General features: G+C 71.5%; 15 protein-coding genes and 2 pseudogenes. 12 read left to right on the top strand and 5 right to left on the bottom strand.

Annotation, left to right across the window (positions count from 1 at the left end; all coding sequences use genetic code 11):
* Positions 1 to 255: 255 nt before the first annotated feature.
* Complete coding sequence (locus ACQEVU_RS40610) at positions 256 to 471, bottom strand: PIN domain-containing protein (protein WP_433333346.1); 216 nt, start codon at positions 469 to 471, stop codon at positions 256 to 258.
* 296 nt (positions 472 to 767) lie between these two features.
* On the opposite strand from ACQEVU_RS40610, the gene ACQEVU_RS40605 reads away from it, so the two are divergent.
* Complete coding sequence (locus ACQEVU_RS40605; protein ID WP_433333344.1) at positions 768 to 2,036, top strand: ATP-binding protein; 1,269 nt, start codon at positions 768 to 770, stop codon at positions 2,034 to 2,036.
* A gap of 240 nt (positions 2,037 to 2,276) precedes the next feature.
* Here ACQEVU_RS40605 and ACQEVU_RS40600 read toward each other — a convergent pair whose 3' ends face one another.
* The 4 genes from ACQEVU_RS40600 to ACQEVU_RS40585 all read right to left on the bottom strand — a co-directional run bounded on the left by ACQEVU_RS40600 (position 2,277) and on the right by ACQEVU_RS40585 (position 4,979).
* Positions 2,277 to 3,164, bottom strand: coding sequence for an NmrA family NAD(P)-binding protein (locus tag ACQEVU_RS40600; protein WP_433333342.1), 888 nt, complete (start codon positions 3,162 to 3,164; stop codon positions 2,277 to 2,279).
* 100 nt (positions 3,165 to 3,264) lie between these two features.
* Positions 3,265 to 3,861, bottom strand: coding sequence for an MBL fold metallo-hydrolase (locus ACQEVU_RS40595; protein ID WP_433333340.1), 597 nt, complete (start codon positions 3,859 to 3,861; stop codon positions 3,265 to 3,267).
* Complete coding sequence (locus tag ACQEVU_RS40590) at positions 3,858 to 4,535, bottom strand: maleylpyruvate isomerase N-terminal domain-containing protein (RefSeq protein ID WP_433333338.1); 678 nt, start codon at positions 4,533 to 4,535, stop codon at positions 3,858 to 3,860. The genes ACQEVU_RS40595 and ACQEVU_RS40590 overlap by 4 nt, the downstream gene beginning before the upstream one ends.
* 9 nt (positions 4,536 to 4,544) lie before the next feature.
* Entirely contained in the window at positions 4,545 to 4,979 is a 435-nt protein-coding gene (locus ACQEVU_RS40585; protein WP_433333336.1) for a hypothetical protein, read from the bottom strand.
* Positions 4,980 to 5,081: 102 nt separating this feature from the next.
* Between ACQEVU_RS40585 and rsgA the strand changes: the two genes are divergently transcribed.
* From rsgA to tpiA, 11 genes and pseudogenes are all read left to right on the top strand, one after another.
* A complete protein-coding gene (rsgA, locus tag ACQEVU_RS40580; RefSeq protein ID WP_433333334.1) occupies positions 5,082 to 6,116 on the top strand; it encodes a ribosome small subunit-dependent GTPase A in 1,035 nt (344 codons plus the stop codon).
* 158 nt (positions 6,117 to 6,274) lie between these two features.
* Positions 6,275 to 9,322, top strand: coding sequence for an excinuclease ABC subunit UvrA (gene uvrA, locus ACQEVU_RS40575; protein ID WP_433333332.1), 3,048 nt, complete (start codon positions 6,275 to 6,277; stop codon positions 9,320 to 9,322).
* A 351-nt stretch (positions 9,323 to 9,673) separates the two neighbouring features.
* Positions 9,674 to 10,204 (top strand): Rieske (2Fe-2S) protein, encoded by a 531-nt coding sequence (locus ACQEVU_RS40570; RefSeq protein WP_433333330.1) that lies wholly within the window; start codon positions 9,674 to 9,676, stop codon positions 10,202 to 10,204.
* A gap of 145 nt (positions 10,205 to 10,349) precedes the next feature.
* Entirely contained in the window at positions 10,350 to 10,766 is a 417-nt protein-coding gene (locus ACQEVU_RS40565) for a Rieske (2Fe-2S) protein (RefSeq protein WP_433333328.1), read from the top strand.
* A 369-nt stretch (positions 10,767 to 11,135) separates the two neighbouring features.
* A pseudogene (uvrC, locus tag ACQEVU_RS40560) lies at positions 11,136 to 13,073 on the top strand (excinuclease ABC subunit UvrC); the annotation flags it as partial.
* Positions 13,074 to 14,300: 1,227 nt separating this feature from the next.
* Entirely contained in the window at positions 14,301 to 15,176 is an 876-nt protein-coding gene (gene rapZ, locus ACQEVU_RS40555) for an RNase adapter RapZ (protein ID WP_433333326.1), read from the top strand.
* A gap of 253 nt (positions 15,177 to 15,429) precedes the next feature.
* Positions 15,430 to 16,341: pseudogene (locus ACQEVU_RS40550) on the top strand (gluconeogenesis factor YvcK family protein); the annotation flags it as partial.
* 415 nt (positions 16,342 to 16,756) lie between these two features.
* The gene (whiA, locus tag ACQEVU_RS40545; protein WP_433333324.1) at positions 16,757 to 17,737 is read left to right on the top strand and encodes a DNA-binding protein WhiA; all 981 of its coding nucleotides are present in this window, start codon (positions 16,757 to 16,759) and stop codon (positions 17,735 to 17,737) included.
* A 401-nt stretch (positions 17,738 to 18,138) separates the two neighbouring features.
* Positions 18,139 to 19,143 (top strand): type I glyceraldehyde-3-phosphate dehydrogenase, encoded by a 1,005-nt coding sequence (gap, locus tag ACQEVU_RS40540; protein ID WP_433333322.1) that lies wholly within the window; start codon positions 18,139 to 18,141, stop codon positions 19,141 to 19,143.
* Positions 19,140 to 20,291: a phosphoglycerate kinase gene (locus ACQEVU_RS40535; RefSeq protein ID WP_433333320.1), complete on the top strand. Its 1,152-nt coding sequence runs from the start codon at positions 19,140 to 19,142 to the stop codon at positions 20,289 to 20,291. The genes gap and ACQEVU_RS40535 overlap by 4 nt, the downstream gene beginning before the upstream one ends.
* A 3-nt stretch (positions 20,292 to 20,294) precedes the next feature.
* Positions 20,295 to 21,077 carry a triose-phosphate isomerase gene (gene tpiA / locus ACQEVU_RS40530; RefSeq protein ID WP_433333318.1) on the top strand — a complete coding sequence of 261 codons (783 nt, stop codon included), beginning with the start codon at positions 20,295 to 20,297 and terminating at the stop codon, positions 21,075 to 21,077.
* Positions 21,078 to 21,209 lie beyond the last annotated feature (132 nt).

Below are 21,209 nucleotides of genomic sequence, written 5' to 3'. Positions count from 1 at the left end.
CCCGGGCGCGGGCAGGCGGAAACACCACCCCTCGTGTGGTGCGATACATGCGGATTGAGGGCTAATCAAGCTCCGAACTCGCGAAATAGCCACTCAGTCCGATTTGTCGAGGGCTCTCCTTGCCGCAGCGGCGAGCCGCCATGGGCGGCAATCAGACGGCACGCGGCGACCCGGGAGTCGCGAGGTGCGGACCGTCGAGTACGCGTACCCGCTGCGGCCATTGGTGCAGGGGGCTCGCATGACCGGAGGCGCCTGTCAGGTGATGGAGCCTGGAGGGGCGAGCCATGCGGCCGGCCGGCCGGTCACCTTGACGATCTCGTCGAAGTCGTGGTCGTAGTGCACGAGGGTCAGTCCGCTCAGTTCGGCCGTGGCGGCGAGGAGCAGGTCGACCGCGCCGGCCGAGCGGTGCGTGCCGCGGGCCGTCATGGCGGCCTGGACCTCGGTCGCGCGGCCGAAAACCCGGTCCGGCATGGCGACCCACGCGAACGTGGCTTGAACAGATCCTCCGGAAGGCTGGGGCGCTCGGCGCCGATGGTGGAGTTCTTGCCGTGTCCGGGTAGAACGTGATGCCGTCGCCGAGGCGGTCGAAGAGCTTCGTCGTCACGTCGGGTGGTCCACCAGGCGGGCGACCGCTTCGCCGTCGGTGATGCTCCAGGCGATCGCGAGGAGGTGCGCCCGTCGCTCGGTGCTCGCAAACGCGGAAGAAATTGTCTTGCAGATGCGGAAGAAAACTTGGCTCGATTGCGGAACTAGGGCATGCTTGATGTGTGGATGGTGCGCTTACGGGTCTGGCCCAGCGGCGCTTGGCGGCCGTGCTCGTCGATCGTTTGAGCGAGGAGCCGACCGTCGTCCTGAACGGGCCACGAACGGTCGGCAAGAGCACCCTGCTCGGCGAGTGCGCTCGGCGGCTAAGCCGAACCGTGATCGACTGCGACGATCCGGCCGTACGTGCTGCGGTCCGCAATGACCCCGGGCGCTTCGTGGAGGGACCCGGCCCGATCTTTCTTGACGAGTTCCAGCACGTTCCCGAGCTCCTCGATGCGATCAAGGCCGAGCTCAACCGTGATCTGAGCCCAGGGCGCTTCGTGCTCGCCGGATCGACGCGCTATTCGACGCTGCCGCAGGCCGGTCAGTCGTTGACGGGGCGAGTCGACATCATCGACGTATTGCCGCTCACGCAGATGGAGATCGACGGCAACGACGCGGAGCCATTCGTCCATCGGTTGCTCGCCGACCCGGGCGTCGCGAGCCCATTCGAGCGCTCGATGACGAGCCGGGAAGAGTACGCCCGGCGAGTGACGTCAGGGGGCATGCCTGTCGCGTTGCGGCGTCCTCCGGGGAGGTCGCGCTCGCGGTGGTACAGCAACTATCTCGATCTCGTCATCGAGCGCGACGTGATCGAGCTCAGTCGCGTCCGGCAACGCGAGATGCTTCCTCGCCTGCTGAGCCAGCTCGCCGCGCGGTCGGGGCAGGTGCTGAACATCGCGGCGACCGCGCAGGCGGTGGGGATGGAGAAGAGCAGCGCAGAGAACTACCTGCGGCTACTGGAAGCGGTGTTCTTGATGCAGCGCCTGCCCGCCTGGGGGACGACCTTGGGCTCCCGGGTGGCGCGTCAGCCCAAGGTGCATATGGTTGACGCCGGCGTGATGGCCTGGCTGCTCGGGCTGAATCCGGAGAAAATCTCACGGTCGGACCCGGCCGTTCTGACCGACTACGGGCACTTGATCGAGACGTTCGCGGTGGGCGAGATTCTCAAGCAGCTCAGTTGGTGGGACGCGCCGGTCGCTGCAGGTCATTTCCGGACTGCGACCGGCGACGAGGTCGACCTTGTCCTCGAGGGCGACGACGGCGCCGTCATTGCTTTCGAGATCAAGGCCGGCACTCGTATCCACGGCGAGGATCTGCGCGGGATCCGGGCATTACGGAGCAGGCTCGGCGATCGTCTTGCCGCCGCCGTGCTCCTGTACACCGGGGATCTTGCGTTTGCGCATGAGGAGGGCGCGTTGGTCGTACCCCTCGATGTCTTGTGGAGATGACCGGCTACCAGCCGCGGGCGCGCCACTCGGGCAGAGAGGGGCGCTCGGCGCGGATGGTGGAGTTCTTGCCGTGACCCGGACGAGCCGGTGACGGTCCGGTGCGCTGCACCGAGCGATGTCGGTGCACGTATGAGGCCGCGAAGCCGCGCGACATCAACGATCTCCGGATCGTCGTTCGCGGAAACGGCCGGGTCAGCCCGCTTGCCGGGCAATCGCTCGGACCCGGCGGGGATCGTTGGTCTACGGGTTGTTCGAGCTCGCATGACCATCGAAGAACTGCCTGTTGCGTTCGATGAAAGCCTCGACGGTGAGCGGATCGGCGCCGGTCAGGGTGCGGACGACGTCGTTGGTTCCGGCGAAGATCCCGTTGCGGTAGTCGACCGCGACACTCGTCAGGTGCTGGACGAAGTGCGGCGCCAGGCCGTGCCGTTCGAGCTCGGCGGCGAACTCGTCAATCCCGATCGGCACATAGGTAACCTGTCGCCCCAGGGTGCGGGTCATCGCCTCGGCGATCTGGTGGTGGTTGAGCTCGACGGGGCCGTACAGCGGGTAGATCTTTCCCGCGTGCGGCTGGGGATTCTCGAGAATGGCGGCGATTACCCGCCCCTCGTCTTCGGCGGCTATCGGGGCATGGCGTGCGTCAGCGAAGGGCAGCCGGAGCTCACTGGTCGATTCGTCCCAGAAACTGATCAGCCACTCAGCGAAGAAGGTGGGCCGGAGGTGGGTCACGGTGCCGCTGAAGTGGTCAAGAACGCGTTCGGCGATCCAGTGCTGCCGGGCGGCATCACTGGCGGCGTCGCGCCGGGCAGAGATCTGGGACATGTTGACGATGGCGCCGACGTTGTTCTCTTCGGCCGCCAGCATCAGCGTGGCGGCGGCCTCGATCAGGCCCGGAGAGATCGGATAGGTGAGGTAGGCCGCTTCGATGCCCTTGGTGGCCCGGGTCACGGCATCGAGGTCGTGGAGGTCTCCGATGACGACCTCGGCACCGGCCGCGGCGAGGCGGTCGGCGCGGCCATCGGTTCGGTGAACGAGTGCGCGAACGCGGTGGCCGTGGTCGAGGAGTGTGGCCGTGGCGGATGCGCCGGTCTTGCCGGTGGCGCCGGTGATGAGGACGTGGCGTGGCATGACGCGGTCCTTTCCGGCCCGCGGTGGCCGAAACCATCGGTTGGTGCCGCGCGCTCTCCGCTCAACGTCCAGATGCCGGCGGTTTGCGCAGCCGGCGTCCCTACCAGCCCCTGGCGCGCCACTCCGGCAGGGATGGGCGTTCGGCGCCGATGGTCGAGTTCTTGCCGTGGCCCGGATAGAAGGTGACCTCGTCCGGCAGGCGGTCGAAGAGCTTCGTGGTCACGTCGTGGAAGAGCGAGTCGAAGTCCGCCTTGCTGCCGTGGGTGTTGCCGACGCCGCCGGGGAACAGGGAGTCGCCGGTGAAGAGGTGGCCGCCCTCGCCGGCGTAGTACAGGGCGATCGAGCCCGGCGTGTGGCCGACCAGGTGGATGACCTCCAGCGTGCAGTCGCCGACCCGCACCGTGTCGGCCTCGGTCAGCGTGGACGTGACCACCGGGATCTCCGGGGCGTCCGCCGGGTGGGCCAGCGACTGGGCGCCGGTCGCGTCGACGACCTCCTGCAGCGCCATCCAGTGGTCGGCGTGGCGGTGGGTGGTCACGACCGCGAAGATGCCCTGCGGCTCGACGAGCTCCAGCAGCCGCGGCGCCTCGTTGGCGGCGTCGATGAGGAGGGCGTCGCCGGTGGTGCGGCAGCGTACGAGGTACGCGTTGTTGTCCATCGGGCCGACGGACAGCTTGGTGATCTCGAGTCCGGTCATTTCCACGCCTCCAGGCTGGGCAGGTCGCCGGTCAGGCCCGTGCCGTCGGCCCGGCCGGAGAGCCAGGCGGCCAGCAGGTGGGGCGGGCCGGTGACGATGGGTGCGGAGGGGACGGTGAGCAGCACGGCGCCGTCGGGGTCCACGAGGGTGGCGGCGCGCGGGGTGGCCGGGTCGTGCAGCAGGCGCAGGGCGAACGACTCGGGCCAGTCGGCCGGCGCGTAGCCGGCGTCGAGGTCCACGTGGTGCAGCTCGACCTCGCAGATGCGGGCCCAGACCAGGCGGGCGGCGAGGACCTCGGTGCCGGAGGGGAATGCGACGGTCGCGGACCAGGCCTCGGCGGGGGTGGCGTCGATCTTCGCGGCCAGGCGCGACGACGCCGCGTCGAGGTCGGCGAGCTGGTCGGCGGCGGGGCGCGGGGCGCCGGCCTCGATGTCGGCGTCGCGGGCCTGCGGGCTCGCGTAGGCGGGGGTGCGCACGCCGGTGCGGGCCCATTCGAGCAGGTTGACGTACGCGTCGGCGTTGCGGGCCAGGTGGCTCACCACGTGGCCGCGGGTCCAGCCGGGGCACCGGGACGGCGCGGAGAGGGCCTGGTCGTCGAGGGTGCGGACGGTGGCGAGCAGGCGGGCGGTTGCGCGCTCGAGCTCGGGCTGCAGGACCAGCGGGTCGGCGCTCACCCCGGAATGTTATCGCTGGCGGACCCCGACCGCGGGCGGCAGGTCGCCGACCGCCCAGTGCAGCTCGTCCTCCCAGTCGGCGACGCTCAGGTCGACGGTCTCGAAGCTCAGGCGGGCGCCGATGGGCTTCCCGAGGTACCCCGCGAAAAGATCATGAACCACGACGAGCCGCTGGCCGACCGCGAAGGCCGCGGGGTCACGGCCGGCGGCCGCTCTTACCTCGAGGCGGCCGTAGACGCCCATGTCCGCGTCGGTCCCGCGCTCCTCGACGATCACGTCCAGGATCTCGTCCTCGGCGCCGACGTGGAACCCGTACGACGTGCCGCCGAACGTCAGCCAGAACCGCATCAGCGAGTCGTCCTGGCCCGGCGAGACGTGCCACTGGACGTCGGCGCGGTCCAGGCGTTGCCCGACGGCGCCGGCCAGCACATGCGAGGGGAGCACGTCCCGACCATAGCCCCGATATTCGGTTTCGCGGCAAGGACGCGCTGCCTACCGTGGATTTCCGAACGCCCGTTCGGGCGGGCCGCCCTTCGGAAGGACCGGATGAACATCGACCTCTCGGCGCTGGGCTGGGACGCGGGCTGGGACGACGCCTTCCGGCGCGACTTCGCCGGGCCGGGGCAGCGCCCGGCGCGGGTGAGCCGCGTCGACCGGGGCGTCTGCACGGCGCTCACGGGCGGCGGACCGGTGCGCGCGAGTGTGGCCGGGAGCCTGCTGGCCCGGGCCGCCCAGGACCCGGGCGCGCTGCCGTGCGCGGGGGACTGGCTGGTCGTGCGGGCCTGGCCCGACGGGCGGATCACGGCCGAGGCGGTGCTGCCCAGACGCACCGCGATCGTCCGCGCGGTCGCCGGCGAGCAGTCGTTCGGGCAGGTCCTGGCGGCCAACATCGACGCCGTCGCGGTCGTGGAGCCGGTCGACCCCTCGCCCGACCTCGGGCGTATCGAGCGCCTGCTGGCCCTCGCGTGGGAGTCGGGCGCCCGGCCGCACCTCGTGCTCACCAAGGCCGACCTGGCCGCCGACCCCGAGGCGCTCGCCGCGCAGATGCCCGGGCGCGCCTCCGGGGTGCGGGTGCACGCCGTCAGTGCGCGCACCGGAATGGGCCTGGACGAGCTGCGCCCGCTGGTCGCCCACGGCCGCACCCTCGGGCTGCTCGGCCAGTCCGGCGCGGGCAAGTCGAGCCTGGTCAACGCGCTCGCCGGGGCCGCCGTCATGCAGACGCGGGCGCCGCGGGCCGACGGGCGCGGGCGGCACACCACGACATATCGGGCGTTGGTGGCGATGCCGGGCGGCGGCGCGGTGCTCGACACCCCCGGCGTCCGGCTGGTCGGTATGTTCGACACCGAGGCCGGCCTGGACCGCGCGTTCACGGATGTGACGCTGCTCGCGCAGGACTGCCGCTTCCAGGACTGCCGGCACGGCGAGGAGCCCGGCTGCGCCGTGCGGGCGGCCGTCGAGGAGGGCGAGCTGAGCCCGCGGCGCTATGCAAGCTGGCAGAAACTGCAGAAAGAGCAGATGCTTGCATCGGTACGGCGGGTGCGCCGCGAAAGTCGCGAACGCCGACGGCCGGCACGGCCCTAGCTGCGGGGCTTCCCCCGTTCGTGGAGATCTTCCGCGGACATCGGGTGGGCGGGCGCCGAAAAATGTCATACCCCCTGGCTAGAGTTGTCGGCTGGCACCGTACTGGTGTTCCAGTTGTCTCCGGTTGTCTCTGCCGGTTGTCTCTGCCAAGGGGAAGCATGTCCGACCGCTTGATCATCCGTGGCGCACGCGAGCACAACCTCCGCGACGTCAGCCTCGACCTGCCGCGCGAGGCGATGATCGTGTTCACGGGCCTGTCCGGCTCGGGCAAGTCGAGCCTGGCGTTCGACACGATCTTCGCCGAGGGTCAGCGGCGCTATGTCGAGTCCCTGTCGTCGTACGCCCGGCAGTTCCTCGGGCAGATGGACAAGCCGGACGTCGACTTCATCGAGGGCCTGTCCCCGGCCGTCTCGATCGACCAGAAGTCGACCTCGCGCAACCCGCGCTCGACGGTCGGCACGATCACCGAGGTCTACGACTACCTGCGGCTGCTCTTCGCCCGCATCGGCGAGCCGCACTGCCCGGTCTGCGGCGAGGCGATCACCAAGCAGACGCCCCAGCAGATCGTCGACCGCGTGCTCGCCATGGACGAGGGCACCCGCTTCCAGGTGCTGGCGCCGGTGGTGCGGGGGCGCAAGGGGGAGTACGTCGACCTGTTCAGCGAGCTGCAGTCCAAGGGCTACGCCCGGGCCCGCATCGACGGGGTCGTGCACCCGCTGACCGAGCCGCCGAAGCTGAAGAAGCAGGAGAAGCACACCATCGAGGTGGTCGTCGACCGGCTCGCGGTGAAGGCGTCGGCCAAGCAGCGGCTCACCGACTCGGTCGAGACCGCGCTGAAGCTCGCCGCCGGCATCGTGATCCTCGAGTTCGTCGACCTGCCCGAGGACGACGAGCACCGCGAGCGCCTCTTCTCCGAGCACCTCGCCTGCCCCAACGAGCACCCGCTGTCGATCGAGGACCTCGAGCCCCGCTCGTTCTCGTTCAACGCCCCTTACGGTGCCTGCCCCGACTGCACCGGCATCGGCACCAAGAAGGAGGTCGACCCGGAGCTCATCGTCCCCGACCAGGAGCGCACCCTGCGCGAGGGTGCGATCGCGCCGTGGGCGACCGGGCACACGCTGGAGTACTTCCTGCGGCTGCTCGAGGCGCTCGGCGACGACGAGGGCTTCAACCTCGACACTCCGTGGCGGGCGCTGTCGAGCCGGGCGCAGAAGGCGATCCTCTACGGCTCCGAGGACCAGGTCCATGTCCGGTATCGCAACAAGTACGGGCGGGAGCGTTCCTACTACACCGGCTTCGAGGGCGTGGTGCAGTGGATCGAGCGCCGCCACGCCGACACCGAGAGCGACTGGTCGCGGGACAAGTACGAGGGGTACATGCGCGATGTGCCCTGCGGCACCTGCGGCGGCACCCGGCTCAAGCCCGAGATCCTCGCCGTGACGATCGCCGGGCGCAGCATCGCCGACGTCTGCAACCTGTCCGTCGGCGAGTGCGCCGAGCTGCTGGGCAAGATGACGCTCACCGACCGGCAGAAGCTCATCGCCGAGCGGGTCCTCAAGGAGATCAACGCCCGGCTGCGCTTCCTCGTCGACGTCGGCCTCGACTACCTGTCCCTCGACCGGGCGGCCGGCACCCTGTCCGGCGGCGAGGCGCAGCGCATCCGGCTGGCCACGCAGATCGGCTCCGGCCTGGTCGGCGTGCTCTACGTCCTCGACGAGCCCAGCATCGGCCTGCACCAGCGCGACAACCACCGGCTCATCGAGACCCTGGTGCGGCTGAAGAAGCTCGGCAACACGCTGATCGTCGTCGAGCACGACGAGGACACCATCCGCACCGCCGACTGGATCGTCGACATCGGGCCCGGCGCCGGTGAGCACGGCGGGCGGGTCGTGCACAGCGGGCCGTACGAGCAGCTGGTGAAGACCGAGGAATCGGTCACCGGGGCGTATCTGGCCGGCCGGCGCAGCATCCCGACGCCCGGCATCCGGCGGCCGCGCACGCCCGGCCGCGAGCTGGTCGTCGTCGGCGCCCGCGAGCACAACCTGCACAACCTGACCGTGTCGTTCCCGCTCGGGCAGCTCGTCGCCGTCACCGGCGTCTCCGGCTCGGGCAAGTCCACGCTGGTCAACGACATCCTGCACGCCGTGCTGGCCAACACGGTCAACGGCGCCCGGCTGGTGCCCGGCCGGCACACCCGCATCACCGGCCTCGACCTCGTCGACAAGGTGGTCGGGGTCGACCAGTCGCCGATCGGCCGGACGCCGCGGTCCAACCCGGCGACCTACACCGGCGTGTTCGACAACATCCGCAAGCTCTTCGCCGAGACGACCGAGGCGAAGGTGCGCGGCTACGGCCCGGGCCGGTTCTCGTTCAACGTCAAGGGCGGGCGCTGCGAGGCCTGCGCCGGCGACGGCACGATCAAGATCGAGATGAACTTCCTCCCGGACGTGTACGTCCCGTGCGAGGTCTGCAAGGGCGCGCGCTACAACCGCGAGACCCTCGAGGTGCACTACAAGGGCCGCACGATCGCCGAGATTCTCGACATGCCGATCGAGGAGGCGGCGGGCTTCTTCGAGGCCATCCCGGCCATCCACCGGCACCTCAAGACGCTGGTCGACGTCGGCCTGGGGTACGTGCGGCTCGGCCAGCCCGCCCCGACCCTCTCCGGCGGCGAGGCCCAGCGCGTGAAGCTCGCCTCGGAGCTGCAGAAGCGCTCGACGGGCCGGACGGTGTACGTGCTGGACGAGCCCACCACGGGCCTGCACTTCGAGGACATCCGCAAGCTGCTGATCGTGCTGCAGGGCCTGGTCGACAAGGGCAACACGGTCATCGTCATCGAGCACAACCTCGACGTGATCAAGGCCGCCGACTGGCTCATCGACATGGGCCCGGAGGGCGGCAACAAGGGCGGCACCGTCGTCGCGGCCGGCACGCCGGAGGAGGTCGCCGAGCTGCCGGAGAGCTACACCGGGCAGTTCCTGCGCCACACGCTCGGCCTGTCCGGCGAGGCGAGCGGCGACCCGGCGGCGCGCGACCGGGCGGCGCAGGCCAACGGCACCAAGCCGGCTCCCGTCCCGCGCAAGACGGCGGTCAAGGCGGCGGCGAAGGCGGCGCCGGCCAAGAAGGCGGCCGCCCCGATCAAGGTGACCGGCTCCAAGGCGACCGCGCGCAAGGTCGCGAAGAAGGCGGCCACGAAGAAGACCTGACCCTCGCGCGCGCTCCGGCCGTTGTCGACGGCTGGCCCGTGGGCGGCTGCGGCGGTGGTCGGTGGCTGGTCGCGGGCGTTCCCGCGGTGGTTGATGGCTGGTCGCGGGCGGCTCCGGCTGTGGTCGGTGGCTGGTCGCGGGCGGCTGCGGCGGTGGTGGGTGGCTGGTCGCGGGCGTTCCCGCGGTGGTTGACGGCTGGTCGCGGGCGGCTCCGGCTGTGGTCGGTGGCTGCTCGCGGGCGGCTGCGGCGATGGTCGGTGGCTGGTCGCGGGCGTTCCGCCTGTGATCGGCGGGCTCGAAGGTGGCGCTGCTACGGTGGCCGCTGGCGAGGCTGACCTCAGGAGGAGACACGTGCCAGTCGAGGACCGCTTCAACCCCTGTGCCACCGCCGCGCGGCGCACGCTGCTGCTCGGCGCGGGCGCGATGGGCATCGCCGTGATCGCCGGCTGCGGCAGCGACGACGACGCCAAGCCGGGGGCCGGGGGAGCGCCGGGCGGTACCACCGCCCCGGCCGCGCCGGCGACGACCGGCGGCAACCCGTTCGACGACAGCACCGGCTCGGGCGGCAGCGGCGGGGAGGCACAGGTGCCCTCCAACGCGCTGGTCGCCACGGGCGAGGTGCCGGTCGGCGGCGGCATCATCGTCAAGGACACGGTGCTGGTGATCCAGCCGGCGAAGGGGTCGTTCAAGGCGTACGACGCCGCGTGCCCGCACGAGGGCGCGATCGTCGACCCGCCGTTCGACGGCAACCAGATCATTCAGTGCCCGCGGCACAACTCGAAGTTCAAGGTCTCCGACGGCAGCTACGTCTCGGGCCCGGCGCCGCGCGGCCTGAAGAACATCCGCGTCGAGGTCCGCAGCGGCTACGTCGTGCGGGCCTGACGGAGGGCGATTGTCACGCTGGGTAATCGCCCGGTTGCGGCTTTGGTGGCGAGTTCACAGACTTTGTTGAGCATTGAACCGTACCCTCCATGCTCTGTGTATCTCTGGCCGCAGCCTGCGGGCCTACGACCATTGGAGGAGCTTGATGAGTGACACGACCCGCCGCGCGGTGCTCGCCGGGGCGGTCGGCGTGACGGCCGCGTCCGTCCTGGCCGCCTGCGGCGACAACGACAGCGGATCGAACACCTCCGCCGGCTCCACCGCCGCGGGCGGCCCCGCGGCGAAGAAGTCCGAGATCCCGGTCGGCGGCGGCAAGGTCGTCCCCGACGCCGGCGGCACGGTGATCACCCAGCCGGAGTCGGGCACGTTCAAGGCCTTCACGGCGATCTGCACCCACCAGCAGTGCATCGTGAGCGAGGTGTCCAACAACTCGATCAACTGCCGGTGCCACGGGTCGACGTTCTCGGCGGTGGACGGCACGGCGACGAACCCGCCGGCCACGCAGAAGCTCGACGAGAAGAAGCTGCGCCTGGACGGCGACGACATCTACATCACGACCTGACGTTCGCGTCGCTCCGCCCCGCGCCGCCTTGGGTCTCGCCCGTCGGCCGCGCGGGGCGCCGTGTTGTCCGGCGCGCGCGGTTGATCGGTCTTTGATCGGGCTGTCCTGGACGGCGGTCGCGCGGCCCGGTGTTCTGCAAATTCTGTAGCGCTCGGCCTGCCGCCTGGGACTTTGCTGGCCTGGTGGCTGTCGTTGCCGGTCCTGCGGGCCGCGGTTTGGTTCCGGATTGATCGGGTCACGAAAAATCCCGATGCCTGGCGGCATCAGGATTTTTCGGACTTATCATCATTTTTTGGCACTGTGTTCGGGCGGGGCTGGGCGGACCGGGCGTCCCCGTTTTTGTCATACCTGCCGGATAGTCTCGGAACCGTGCCAGACCCGTCCACGTATCGACCCGCACCGGGGACCATTCCCGACACTCCCGGCGTCTACCGCTTCTACGACCCGAGCGGCCAGGTCATCTACGTGGGCAAGGCCAAGAGCCTCCGGCAGCGGCTGAGCAGCTACTTCGCCGACCTGTGGACGCTGCACTCACGCACGCAGCAGATGGTCACCACGGCGGCGCGGGTGGACTGGGTCACGGTCGGGACCGAGGTCGAGGCGCTCCAGCTCGAGTACAACTGGATCAAGGCCTACGACCCCCGCTTCAACGTCCGCTACCGCGACGACAAGAGCTACCCGTATCTCGCCGTCACGCTCGACGAGGCCTATCCGCGGCTGCAGGTCATGCGCGGGTCCAAGCGCAAGGGCGTGCGCTATTTCGGGCCGTATGCACACGCCTGGGCCATCCGCGAGGTCCTCGACCTGCTGCTGCGGGTGTTCCCGGCCCGCACGTGCTCGTCGGGCGTCTTCAAGCGGGCGGGGCAGATCGGGCGGCCGTGCCTGTTGGGGTACATCGGCAAGTGCTCGGCGCCGTGCGTCGACCGCGTCAGCGAGGCCGAGCACCGCGAGATCGTCGAGGCCTTCTGCGACTTCATGGCCGGGCGCACCGACACCATGATCAAGCAGCTCGAGCGGGAGATGTACCAGGCCTCGGACGAGCTGGACTTCGAGCGCGCGGCGCGGCTGCGCGACGACCTGGGCGCGCTGCGCCGGGCGATGGAGAAGCAGGCCGTCGTGCTCGGCGACGGCACCGACGCCGACGTGGTCGCGTTCGCCGACGACCCGCTCGAGGCGGCGGTGCAGGTGTTCCACGTGCGGGGCGGCCGGGTGCGCGGCCAGCGCGGCTGGATCGTGGAGAAGACCGAGGACCTGACCCCCGGCGATCTGGTCCATCACTTCTGCACCCAGATCTACGGCAGCGAGGCCGGCGCCGACGCCGCCGACCTGCCGCGCGAGCTGCTCGTGCCGGAGCTGCCGGCCGACGTCGACGCGCTCGCCGACTGGCTGAGCCGCCTGCGCGGGAGCCGGGTGTCGATCCGCGTGCCGCAGCGCGGCGACAAGAAGACCCTCGCCGAGACCGTCGCCCGCAACGCCGAGCAGGCGCTGCAGCAGCACAAGCTGCGCCGGGCCGGCGACCTGAGCACCCGCAGCAAGGCCCTCGAGGAGATCGCCGAGGCGCTGAGCATGCAGACCGCGCCGCTGCGCATCGAGTGCTACGACGTGTCGCAGATCCAGGGCACCGACGTGGTCGCCTCCATGGTGGTGTTCGAGGACGGGCTGGCGCGCAAGAGCGAGTACCGGCGCTTCGCGATCAACGGCGCCACCGACGACGTGTCCGCGATCTCCGAGGTGCTGCGGCGCCGGTTCGCGCGTTACCTCGACGCCAAGGTGGAGATCGACGAGGCCGCCGAGGTCGACCCGTCCCGCCCCGGCATCGACCCGACGACGGGCCGGCCGCGCAAGTTCGCGTACCCGCCGCAGCTCGTCGTCGTCGACGGCGGCCAGCCCCAGGTCCAGGCCGCCGCCCAGGTGCTGCTCGACCTCGGCATCGACGACATCGCCGTGTGCGGCCTCGCGAAGCGCCTGGAGGAGGTGTGGCTGCCGGACGACGAGTTCCCGGTGATCCTGCCGCGCGCCTCCGAGGGCCTCTACCTGCTGCAGCGGGTGCGGGACGAGGCGCACCGGTTCGCGATCACGTACCACCGGCAGAAGCGCTCGAAGCGCATGACCACCTCGACCCTCGACGACGTGCCCGGCCTCGGCGAGATCCGCCGCAAGGCCCTGCTGCGCCACTTCGGTTCACTCAAACGGCTGAAGGCGGCGAGCCCGGAAGAGGTCGCGGAGGTGCCCGGCATCGGCCGCCGCACCGCCGAGGCGATCATCGCGGCCCTCGGCGGCGAGACCCCGGCGCCCCGGGAGCGACCTTCGTCGGCATCGGAGCCGTCCTCGGCGGACCCGGCGCACCGGTCCTCGGCGGACCCGGCGCGGCCGTCCTCGGCGGATCCGGGGCCACCCTCGCCAGAGCCTGCGCCCTCCTCGCCGGCCGAGGAGCGTTCCTCGCCGGGCGCGGATCGGGCTTCGTCGGGCGGGCCGGGTTCCGCGCCGCCGGGCGGGGCTGCGGTGCAGGTCGAACGCATTGACGTCGAGGTTGAGGTCGAGATCGAGGCGGGGCATCGCAGCGACAGCGGGGGCGCCGGGCACGGCTCCGTCTCCGCCGCTGATCCGCGAGCCGCCGATTCTGTGCCGGGCGTTTCTGCGTCCGGTTCGGGCGGGCCGGCTGCCGGTCCGGGGGTGTCCGCCGCGGGTCCGGGTGCCTCCGCCCGGACGGCGGGCTCTGACTCGGGCGCGGCCGGACCGGCGCCCGGCGGGTCGCAGAGTTGGGGCGGCGAGCAGAATCGGACGGAGGCGGCGCAAGTCACGCATACCGCTAACTAGTGCAAACCGACCGACCGTCCGATGCGGCGAGCGGGACGACATAAACTCGTCGACGTGTCGAGAGAAGGCGACGTGCCGAGAGACGCCACCGCACCCGACAGCGGGGCCCAGCCGACGGGCGACGTGACCGCCCACGGCGGGGCCGTCACCACCGGCGGCGGGGCCGTCGCTACGGACCGGATTGAGCGCGTGGAGGGGATCGACCCCGCGCGCGGACCGGCGGCGCACCACTCGATCGGGCGACCGGAAGCGACCGGACCGGCCCGTCCGGCCGACGCGGTCGACCCGGCACCGCGGGTAGCAGCGGCCGACCCGGCTGATCCGGCTCGGCGGGCGGAAGGGGCCGACCCGGCTGACTCGGCTCGGCGGGCAGAAGGGGCCGACCCGGCTGATCCGGCTCGGCGGGCGGAAGGGGCCGACCCGGCTGACTCGGCTCGGCGGGCAGCAGCGGCCGACCCGGCTGATCCGGCTCGGCGGGCGGAAGGGGCCGACTCGGCTGACTCGGCTCGGCGGGCAGAAGGGGCCGACGCGGCCGAACCGGCCCGGCGGACGGAGGCGGCCGGGCTGGCCCGGGGGGCAGCAGCGGCCGACCCGGCTGGGCGACACGGTGGGCATGAATCGGCCGGCCGGAGTGATCGGCTCCGCGGGGAGCGCGGGCTTGGGCGCGGCCGCGAGGACGAGTTCGGGATCGGGATCGACGACGCAGAGGGCGAAGGGATGCTGCCCGAGCGCAACACCACCGACCTGGTCATCGTCACCGGGGTGTCCGGGGGCGGGCGCAGCACGGTGGCGCGGGCGCTTGAGAACGTCGGGTACTACGTCGTCGACAACCTGCCGCAGGCGCTCCTGCTCGACATGGCCGAGCTTGCGCACGCCGCGCGGGGGGCGGCCCGGCGTACCGCGATGGTGCTCGACGTGCGCAGCCACGCGTTCTCCACCGATCTGCCGGGGGCGGTCAAGTCGCTGCGGGAGCGCGGCTTCCATCCCCGGATGGTGTTCGTCGACGCCGATGACGAGGTGCTGATCCGGCGGTTCGAGAGCGTCCGGCGCTCGCACCCGCTGCAGGGGGCGGGGCGGCTGTCCGACGGGATCGCCGCCGAGCGCAAGCTGCTGCAGGAGGCGCGCGAGCAGGCCGACGTCCTCATCGACACGAGCCATCTCAACGTCAACCAGCTGCGCGGGCGCATCGAGGAGATGTTCGGCGAGGAGGACACGACCCAGATCCGGGTCACGGTGCTGTCCTTCGGGTTCAAGTACGGGTTGCCGCCCGACGCCGACTTCGTGCTCGACGCGCGCTTCCTGCCGAATCCGTACTGGGTGCCGGAGCTTCGCGAGCATACGGGCAAGGAGACGGACGTCAGCCGGTACGTGCTCGGGCAGCGCGGGGCGATCACGTTCGTGGAGACGTACGCGCGGCTGATCAACGCGACCGCGCCGGGGTTCGAGCGCGAGGGCAAGCGGTACCTCACGATCGCCGTCGGCTGCACCGGCGGCAAGCACCGCAGCGTGGCCATCGCCGAGGAGCTCGCCCGGCGCCTGCGCGACATGCGCCTGGCCGCGTCGCCCCAGCACCGCGACCTGGGACGCGAATGACGAGGCCGGCGAAGTGACGGGCCGCGACGTGGCGGGCCGGGACACGAACGACGGGACGGGCACAGCGATGGGCGCCCGCCCCGCCGCAGCTAAGGCGCGCCCTCCGGCGCCCTCAGCGCTCTCCACCGCGCCATCGGCGGGCTCCACCGCGCCCTCAACGCTCTCCACCGCACCATCGGCGCTCTCCACCGCGCCATCGGCGGGCTCCACGGCGCCGTCGGCATCGGGGTCGACGGCGGCGGCGGGGCCGGCGGTGCGCGTGGTTGCGTTCGGTGGCGGGCACGGGCTGTCCGCCTCGCTCCGGGCGCTGCGGATCGTGCAGCGGGCCACGCCGCTCGACATCACCGCCGTGGTCACGGTGGCCGACGACGGAGGGTCCAGCGGGCGGCTGCGGGCCACGCGCGACATCCTGCCGCCGGGCGACCTGCGGCAGGCCCTGGCGGCGCTGGCCGACGAGACCGATACCGCGGACCTGTTCCAGCACCGCTTCACGGGAGCCGACGAGATCGCCGGGCATCCCGTCGGCAACCTTGTGCTCTGCGCGCTCATGGAGCTTGCCGGGGACCCCGTCCTCGCGCTCGACCGGGCCGCTGAGATGCTGCGCTGCGGCGGCCGGGTGCTGCCGATGTCGCGGGACCCGCTGCACATCGAGGCGGACCTGTCCGAGGGTGGCGAGGTTGTCACCGTACGGGGTCAGCATGAGGTGGCGGTCACCGCGAAGACCATCGACCGGGTGCGGCTGACGCCGGCCGAGCCCGAGGCCTGCGCCGAGGCGGTGCGGGCGGTGCTGGACGCCGACTGGCTGCTGTTCGGTCCGGGGTCGTGGTTCACCAGCGTGATTCCGCACCTGCTCGTGCCGGGGCTCGCGGCCGCGATCCGGGACAGCGGGGCGCAACGGCTGGTCACGCTGAACCTCGCCGCCGACAGCGAGACGGCGGGGCTCACGCTGCCGGAGCACCTGGCGGCCCTGCGTCGTTACCTACCGGGGCTGCAGGTCGATGTAGTTCTTGCCGACGGGAAAGCCGTAGGCGACCCCGAACCGGTCCATCGTGCGGCAGAATCGCTGGGTGCGCGGCTGGTGCTCGCCCCGGTCGCCGTCGGCGACGGGGCGCCCCGGCACGACCCGCGGGGGCTTGCGGCCGCGCTGGAACCACTCCTGCGCGCCGGAGGGCGCCAGGCACCGGTAGCCGCCGCCCCGGCCGCCGGTGTGACGAGCACGGATGGAACGGGCAGTACCGCGACGGGGGACGCTGCGGCGCACAGCGGCACGGTCGGCGACGCTGTCGCGAGCGGTGACGGCGCGGCCGGCAGTGACGGCACGGGTACCGGTGACGGTGCCGCCAGTGGTGACGGCACGGGCACCGGGGACGGTGCGGCGGGCGGTGGCCGGGCGGCGAGCGGCAACGGTGCGGTGACCGGTGACGGTGCGTCGACCGGTCGGGGGGCGGCGAACGGCAACGGCGCCGCGCACGGTGGCAACGGCGGCGGCGCCGCGAACGGCGCGGCCGGGAACGGTGCGCGTACGGGCGCCGGACCGCACGACATGACCTTGAACACGAAAACCGCGAGGTGACGACAGAATGGCGATGACCGCTGCGGTCAAGGACGAGCTCAGCCGGGTGGACGTAGCGAAGCCCTGCTGCCGGCGCGCCGAGATGGCTGCGCTGCTGCGCTTCGCCGGCGGGTTGCACATCGTCTCCGGGCGGGTGGTCGTGGAGGCCGAGCTCGACACCAACGCCGCCGCGCGACGGCTGCGGCGTGAGGTGTCGGAGGTGTACGGGTACTCGAGCGAGATCCACGTCCTGGCCTCCGGCGGGCTGCGCAAGGCCAGCCACTTCATCGTGCGCGTGGTCAAGGACGGCGAGGCGCTCGCGCGCCAGACCGGGCTGCTCGACGTGCGCGGGCGGCCGGTCCGCGGGCTCCCGCCGCACGTCGTGTCGGCCAACATGTGCTGCGCGGTCGCCGCGTGGCGCGGGGCGTTCCTGGCCCACGGGTCGCTGACCGAGCCGGGGCGCAGCTGCGCGCTGGAGATCACCTGCCCGGGGCCCGAGGCGGCGCTGGCGCTGGTCGGGGCGGCCCGGCGGATCGGGATCACCGCCAAGGCGCGCGAGGTGCGCGGCGTGGACCGGGTCGTGGTCAAGGACGGCGACGCGATCGCCGCGCTGCTGACCCGGATCGGGGCCCACCAGAGCGTGCTGACCTGGGAGGAGCGCCGCGTGCGGCGCGAGGTGCGGGCCACCGCGAACCGGCTGGCCAACTTCGACGACGCCAACCTGCGCCGCTCGGCGCGGGCCGCGGTCGCCGCGGCGGCGCGGGTCGCGCGGGCGATGGAGATCCTCGCCGACACCGCGCCCGATCACCTGTCCAGCGCCGGTACGCTGCGGCTCGAGCACCGCCAGGCGTCCCTGGAGGAGCTGGGCGCGCTCGCCGACCCGCCGCTGACCAAGGACGCGATCGCCGGGCGGATCCGCCGGCTGCTGGCGCTGGCCGACAAGCGGGCCCGCGATCTGGGCATTCCGGACACTGAGTCCGCCGTCACGCCGGAGATGCTCGTCGGCTGAACACCGGGTGGAGCGCAGCTCCACCCGGCGCGAGCGGAGCGAGCGGAAGGGAACCGCGTTCTTGGCACCACGGACGTCGGGATTCCTGGCGGGAGCAACGGTCGTGCGTTGCACGGGCCCGAGCCATGGAAAGGATGAAACAAGCCGGTTGCAAACGTGTGCTCCGACACCCCGCCGGGGCCGTGACCGGTCCGAGACGATAGGGTTCCACTGTTCGGCGATGAAGCCGACTCGGGTCGCTCCTCGCTGTTCGATCGCCGCCGCACACGCGGCCGGGCCCCTGCTCAACAGGGTTGGGCCCGGACCGGCGGGACCAGGGTGGGCGAGCCAATAACACTCATCTGGCGCCCGGCATCGGCAAACAACGGCCGGGGCGCGACGTGACGAGGAGATGTGTCGAAGTGACCATCCGGGTTGGCATCAACGGCTTCGGCCGTATTGGCCGCAACTTCTTCCGTGCGGCCCTCGCCAAGGGCGCCGACATCGAGGTTGTGGGCGTCAACGACCTGACCGACAACGCGACGCTGGCGCACCTGCTGAAGTACGACAGCATCCTCGGCCGCCTGGGCGAGGAGGTCAAGGCGACTGCGGACGAGATCACCGTGGCGGGCAAGACCTTCAAGGCCCTCGCCGAGCGTGACCCGTCGAAGCTGCCGTGGGGCGACCTGGGTGCGGACGTCGTCATCGAGTCGACCGGCATCTTCACCGACGCCGAGAAGGCCAAGGTCCACGTGGCCGGCGGCGCCAAGAAGGTCATCATCTCGGCCCCGGCCAAGAACGAGGACCTGACGATCGTCTTCGGCGTGAACGAGAACCAGTACGACCCGGCGAAGCACACGATCATCTCCAACGCCTCGTGCACCACCAACTGCCTGGCCCCGATGGCGAAGGTCATCAACGACACGTTCGGCATCGAGCGTGGCCTCATGACCACGATCCACGCCTACACCCAGGACCAGAACCTGCAGGACGGCCCGCACAAGGACCTGCGCCGCGCCCGCGCCGCCGCGCTGAACATCGTGCCGACCTCGACCGGCGCCGCCAAGGCGATCGGCCTGGTCCTGCCGGAGCTCAAGGGCAAGCTGGACGGCTACGCGCTGCGCGTGCCGGTCCCGACCGGCTCGGCCACCGACCTCACGGTCACCGTCGGCCGCGACACCTCGGTCGACGAGGTCAACGCCGCGCTGAAGGCCGCGGCCGAGGGCCCGCTGGCCGGCATCCTCACCTACACCGAGGACCCGATCGTGTCGAGCGACATCGTCACCGACCCGGCGTCGTGCATCTTCGACTCGGGCCTGACCAAGGTCATCGGCAACCAGGTCAAGGTCGTCGGCTGGTACGACAACGAGTGGGGCTACAGCAACCGTCTCGTCGACGCCGTCACCCTGGTCGGCACCGGCCTGTGAAGACGCTCGACGACCTCCTGAGCGAGGGCGTCGCGGGTCGGCGCGTGCTGGTGCGCGCCGACCTCAACGTCCCGCTCGACGGAGACAAGATCACCGACGACGGGCGCATCCGCGCCGTGCTGCCGACCCTCAACGCCCTGCGTGAGGCCGGCGCGGCCAAGATCACCGTCATGTCGCACCTGGGCCGCCCGAAGGGCGCGCCCGACCCGAAGTACACCCTCGCGCCCGTCGCCGCCCGCCTGGGCGAGCTGCTCGGCGCGCCGGTGGCCTTCGGCGACGGGGCCGACGGTGACCTGGTGCTGCTGGAGAACCTGCGGTTCAACGCGGGGGAGACCAGCAAGGACGAGGGCGAGCGCAAGGCGTTCGCGCAGGAGCTGGCCGCGCACGGCGACGTGTACGTCGACGACGCGTTCGGCGCCGTGCACCGCAAGCACGCCAGCGTGTACGACGTGGCCGCGCTGCTGCCGCACTACGCGGGCTACCTGGTGGCCAAGGAGCTCGAGGTGCTCTCGAAGCTCACCGGCGAGGCCGACCGGCCGTACGTGGTCGTCCTCGGCGGCTCGAAGGTCTCCGACAAGCTCGCCGTCATCGAGGCGCTGCTGCCGAAGGTCGACAAGCTGCTCATCGGCGGCGGCATGTGCTTCACCTTCCTCAAGGCCCAGGGCCACGAGGTCGGCAAGAGCCTGCTGCAGGACGAGATGGTCGACACCTGCCGCGACCTGCTCGAGCGCGGCGCCGGCAAGATCGTGCTGCCGACCGACGTGGTGACCGCGGACAAGTTCGCGGCCGACGCGGCGGTGCAGACGGTCGGCGCCGGCGCCATCCCGGCCGACGAGCTCGGCCTGGACATCGGCCCGGAGTCGGTCGCGGCCTTCAGCGCCGCGCTCGAGGGCGCGAAGACGGTCTTCTGGAACGGCCCGATGGGCGTGTTCGAGCTGGCCCCGTTCGCCGCCGGCACCCGTGGCGTCGCCGAGGCGATCACCAAGGTCGACGGGTTCACCGTCGTCGGCGGCGGCGACTCGGCCGCGGCCGTGCGGGCGCTGGGCATCCCCGAGGACGGCTTCAGCCACATCTCCACCGGCGGCGGCGCCTCCCTTGAGTTCCTCGAGGGCAAGGCCCTGCCGGGCATCGTCGCGCTGGAGGGCTGAGCGATGGCGGAGCAGACCGGTCGCCGGCCGCTGATGGCCGGCAACTGGAAGATGAACCTGAACCACCTCGAGGCCATCAAGCTCGTGCAGCAGCTGGCCTTCACGCTCACCGAGCAGCAGCTCAACGACGTGGAGGCGGTGGTACTCCCGCCGTTCGTCGACATCCGCAGCGTCCAGACGCTGGTCGACGGCGACAAGCTGCTCATCGGCTACGGCGCGCAGGACGTCTCCGCGCACGCCGCGGGCGCCTACACCGGCGAGGTGTCCGGCGCCATGCTGGCCAAGCTCGGCTGCCAGTACGTGGTCGTCGGGCACTCGGAGCGCCGCCAGTACCACGGCGAGGACGACGCGCTCGTCAACGCCAAGGTGAAGGCGGCCCTGGTCAACGGCATCGCGCCGATCCTGTGCGTGGGCGAGGGCCTGGAGGTCCGCGAGGCCGGCGAGCACGTGGGCTACACGCTCGCGCAGCTCGACGCCGCGCTGGAGAAGGTCAAGACCGACGAGGTCGAGAAGATCGTCGTGGCGTACGAGCCGGTCTGGGCGATCGGCACCGGCAAGGTGGCCACGCCGCAGGACGCGCAGGAGGTCATCGGGGCGATCCGCACCCGCCTGGCCGAGAAGTACACCGGCGGCACCGCCGACCGGGTGCGCATCCTCTATGGCGGCTCGGTCAAGCACGACAACGTCGCGGCGATCATCGAGCAGCCCGACATCGACGGCGCGCTCGTCGGTGGCGCCAGCATCGACGCCGAGGGCTTCGCCCGGATTGTCCGCCTCGGCAAGTAGTCTCCATAACTCAGCGTCGCGCGGCCGTTCACGGTCCGCGCGACGCTGTGTTTTGGCCTGCCACCCCCTGTACCGCGGCCGGTGAACGCCGCCTAAAGTGGCTCCGTCCACCACCCCTTGACCTGGCGTCAA

The organism is Dactylosporangium sp. CA-139066, assembly GCF_050936175.1.
Taxonomy (GTDB): Bacteria; Actinomycetota; Actinomycetes; order Mycobacteriales; family Micromonosporaceae; genus Dactylosporangium.
This window is presented reverse-complemented; position numbering and strand designations above follow the sequence as displayed.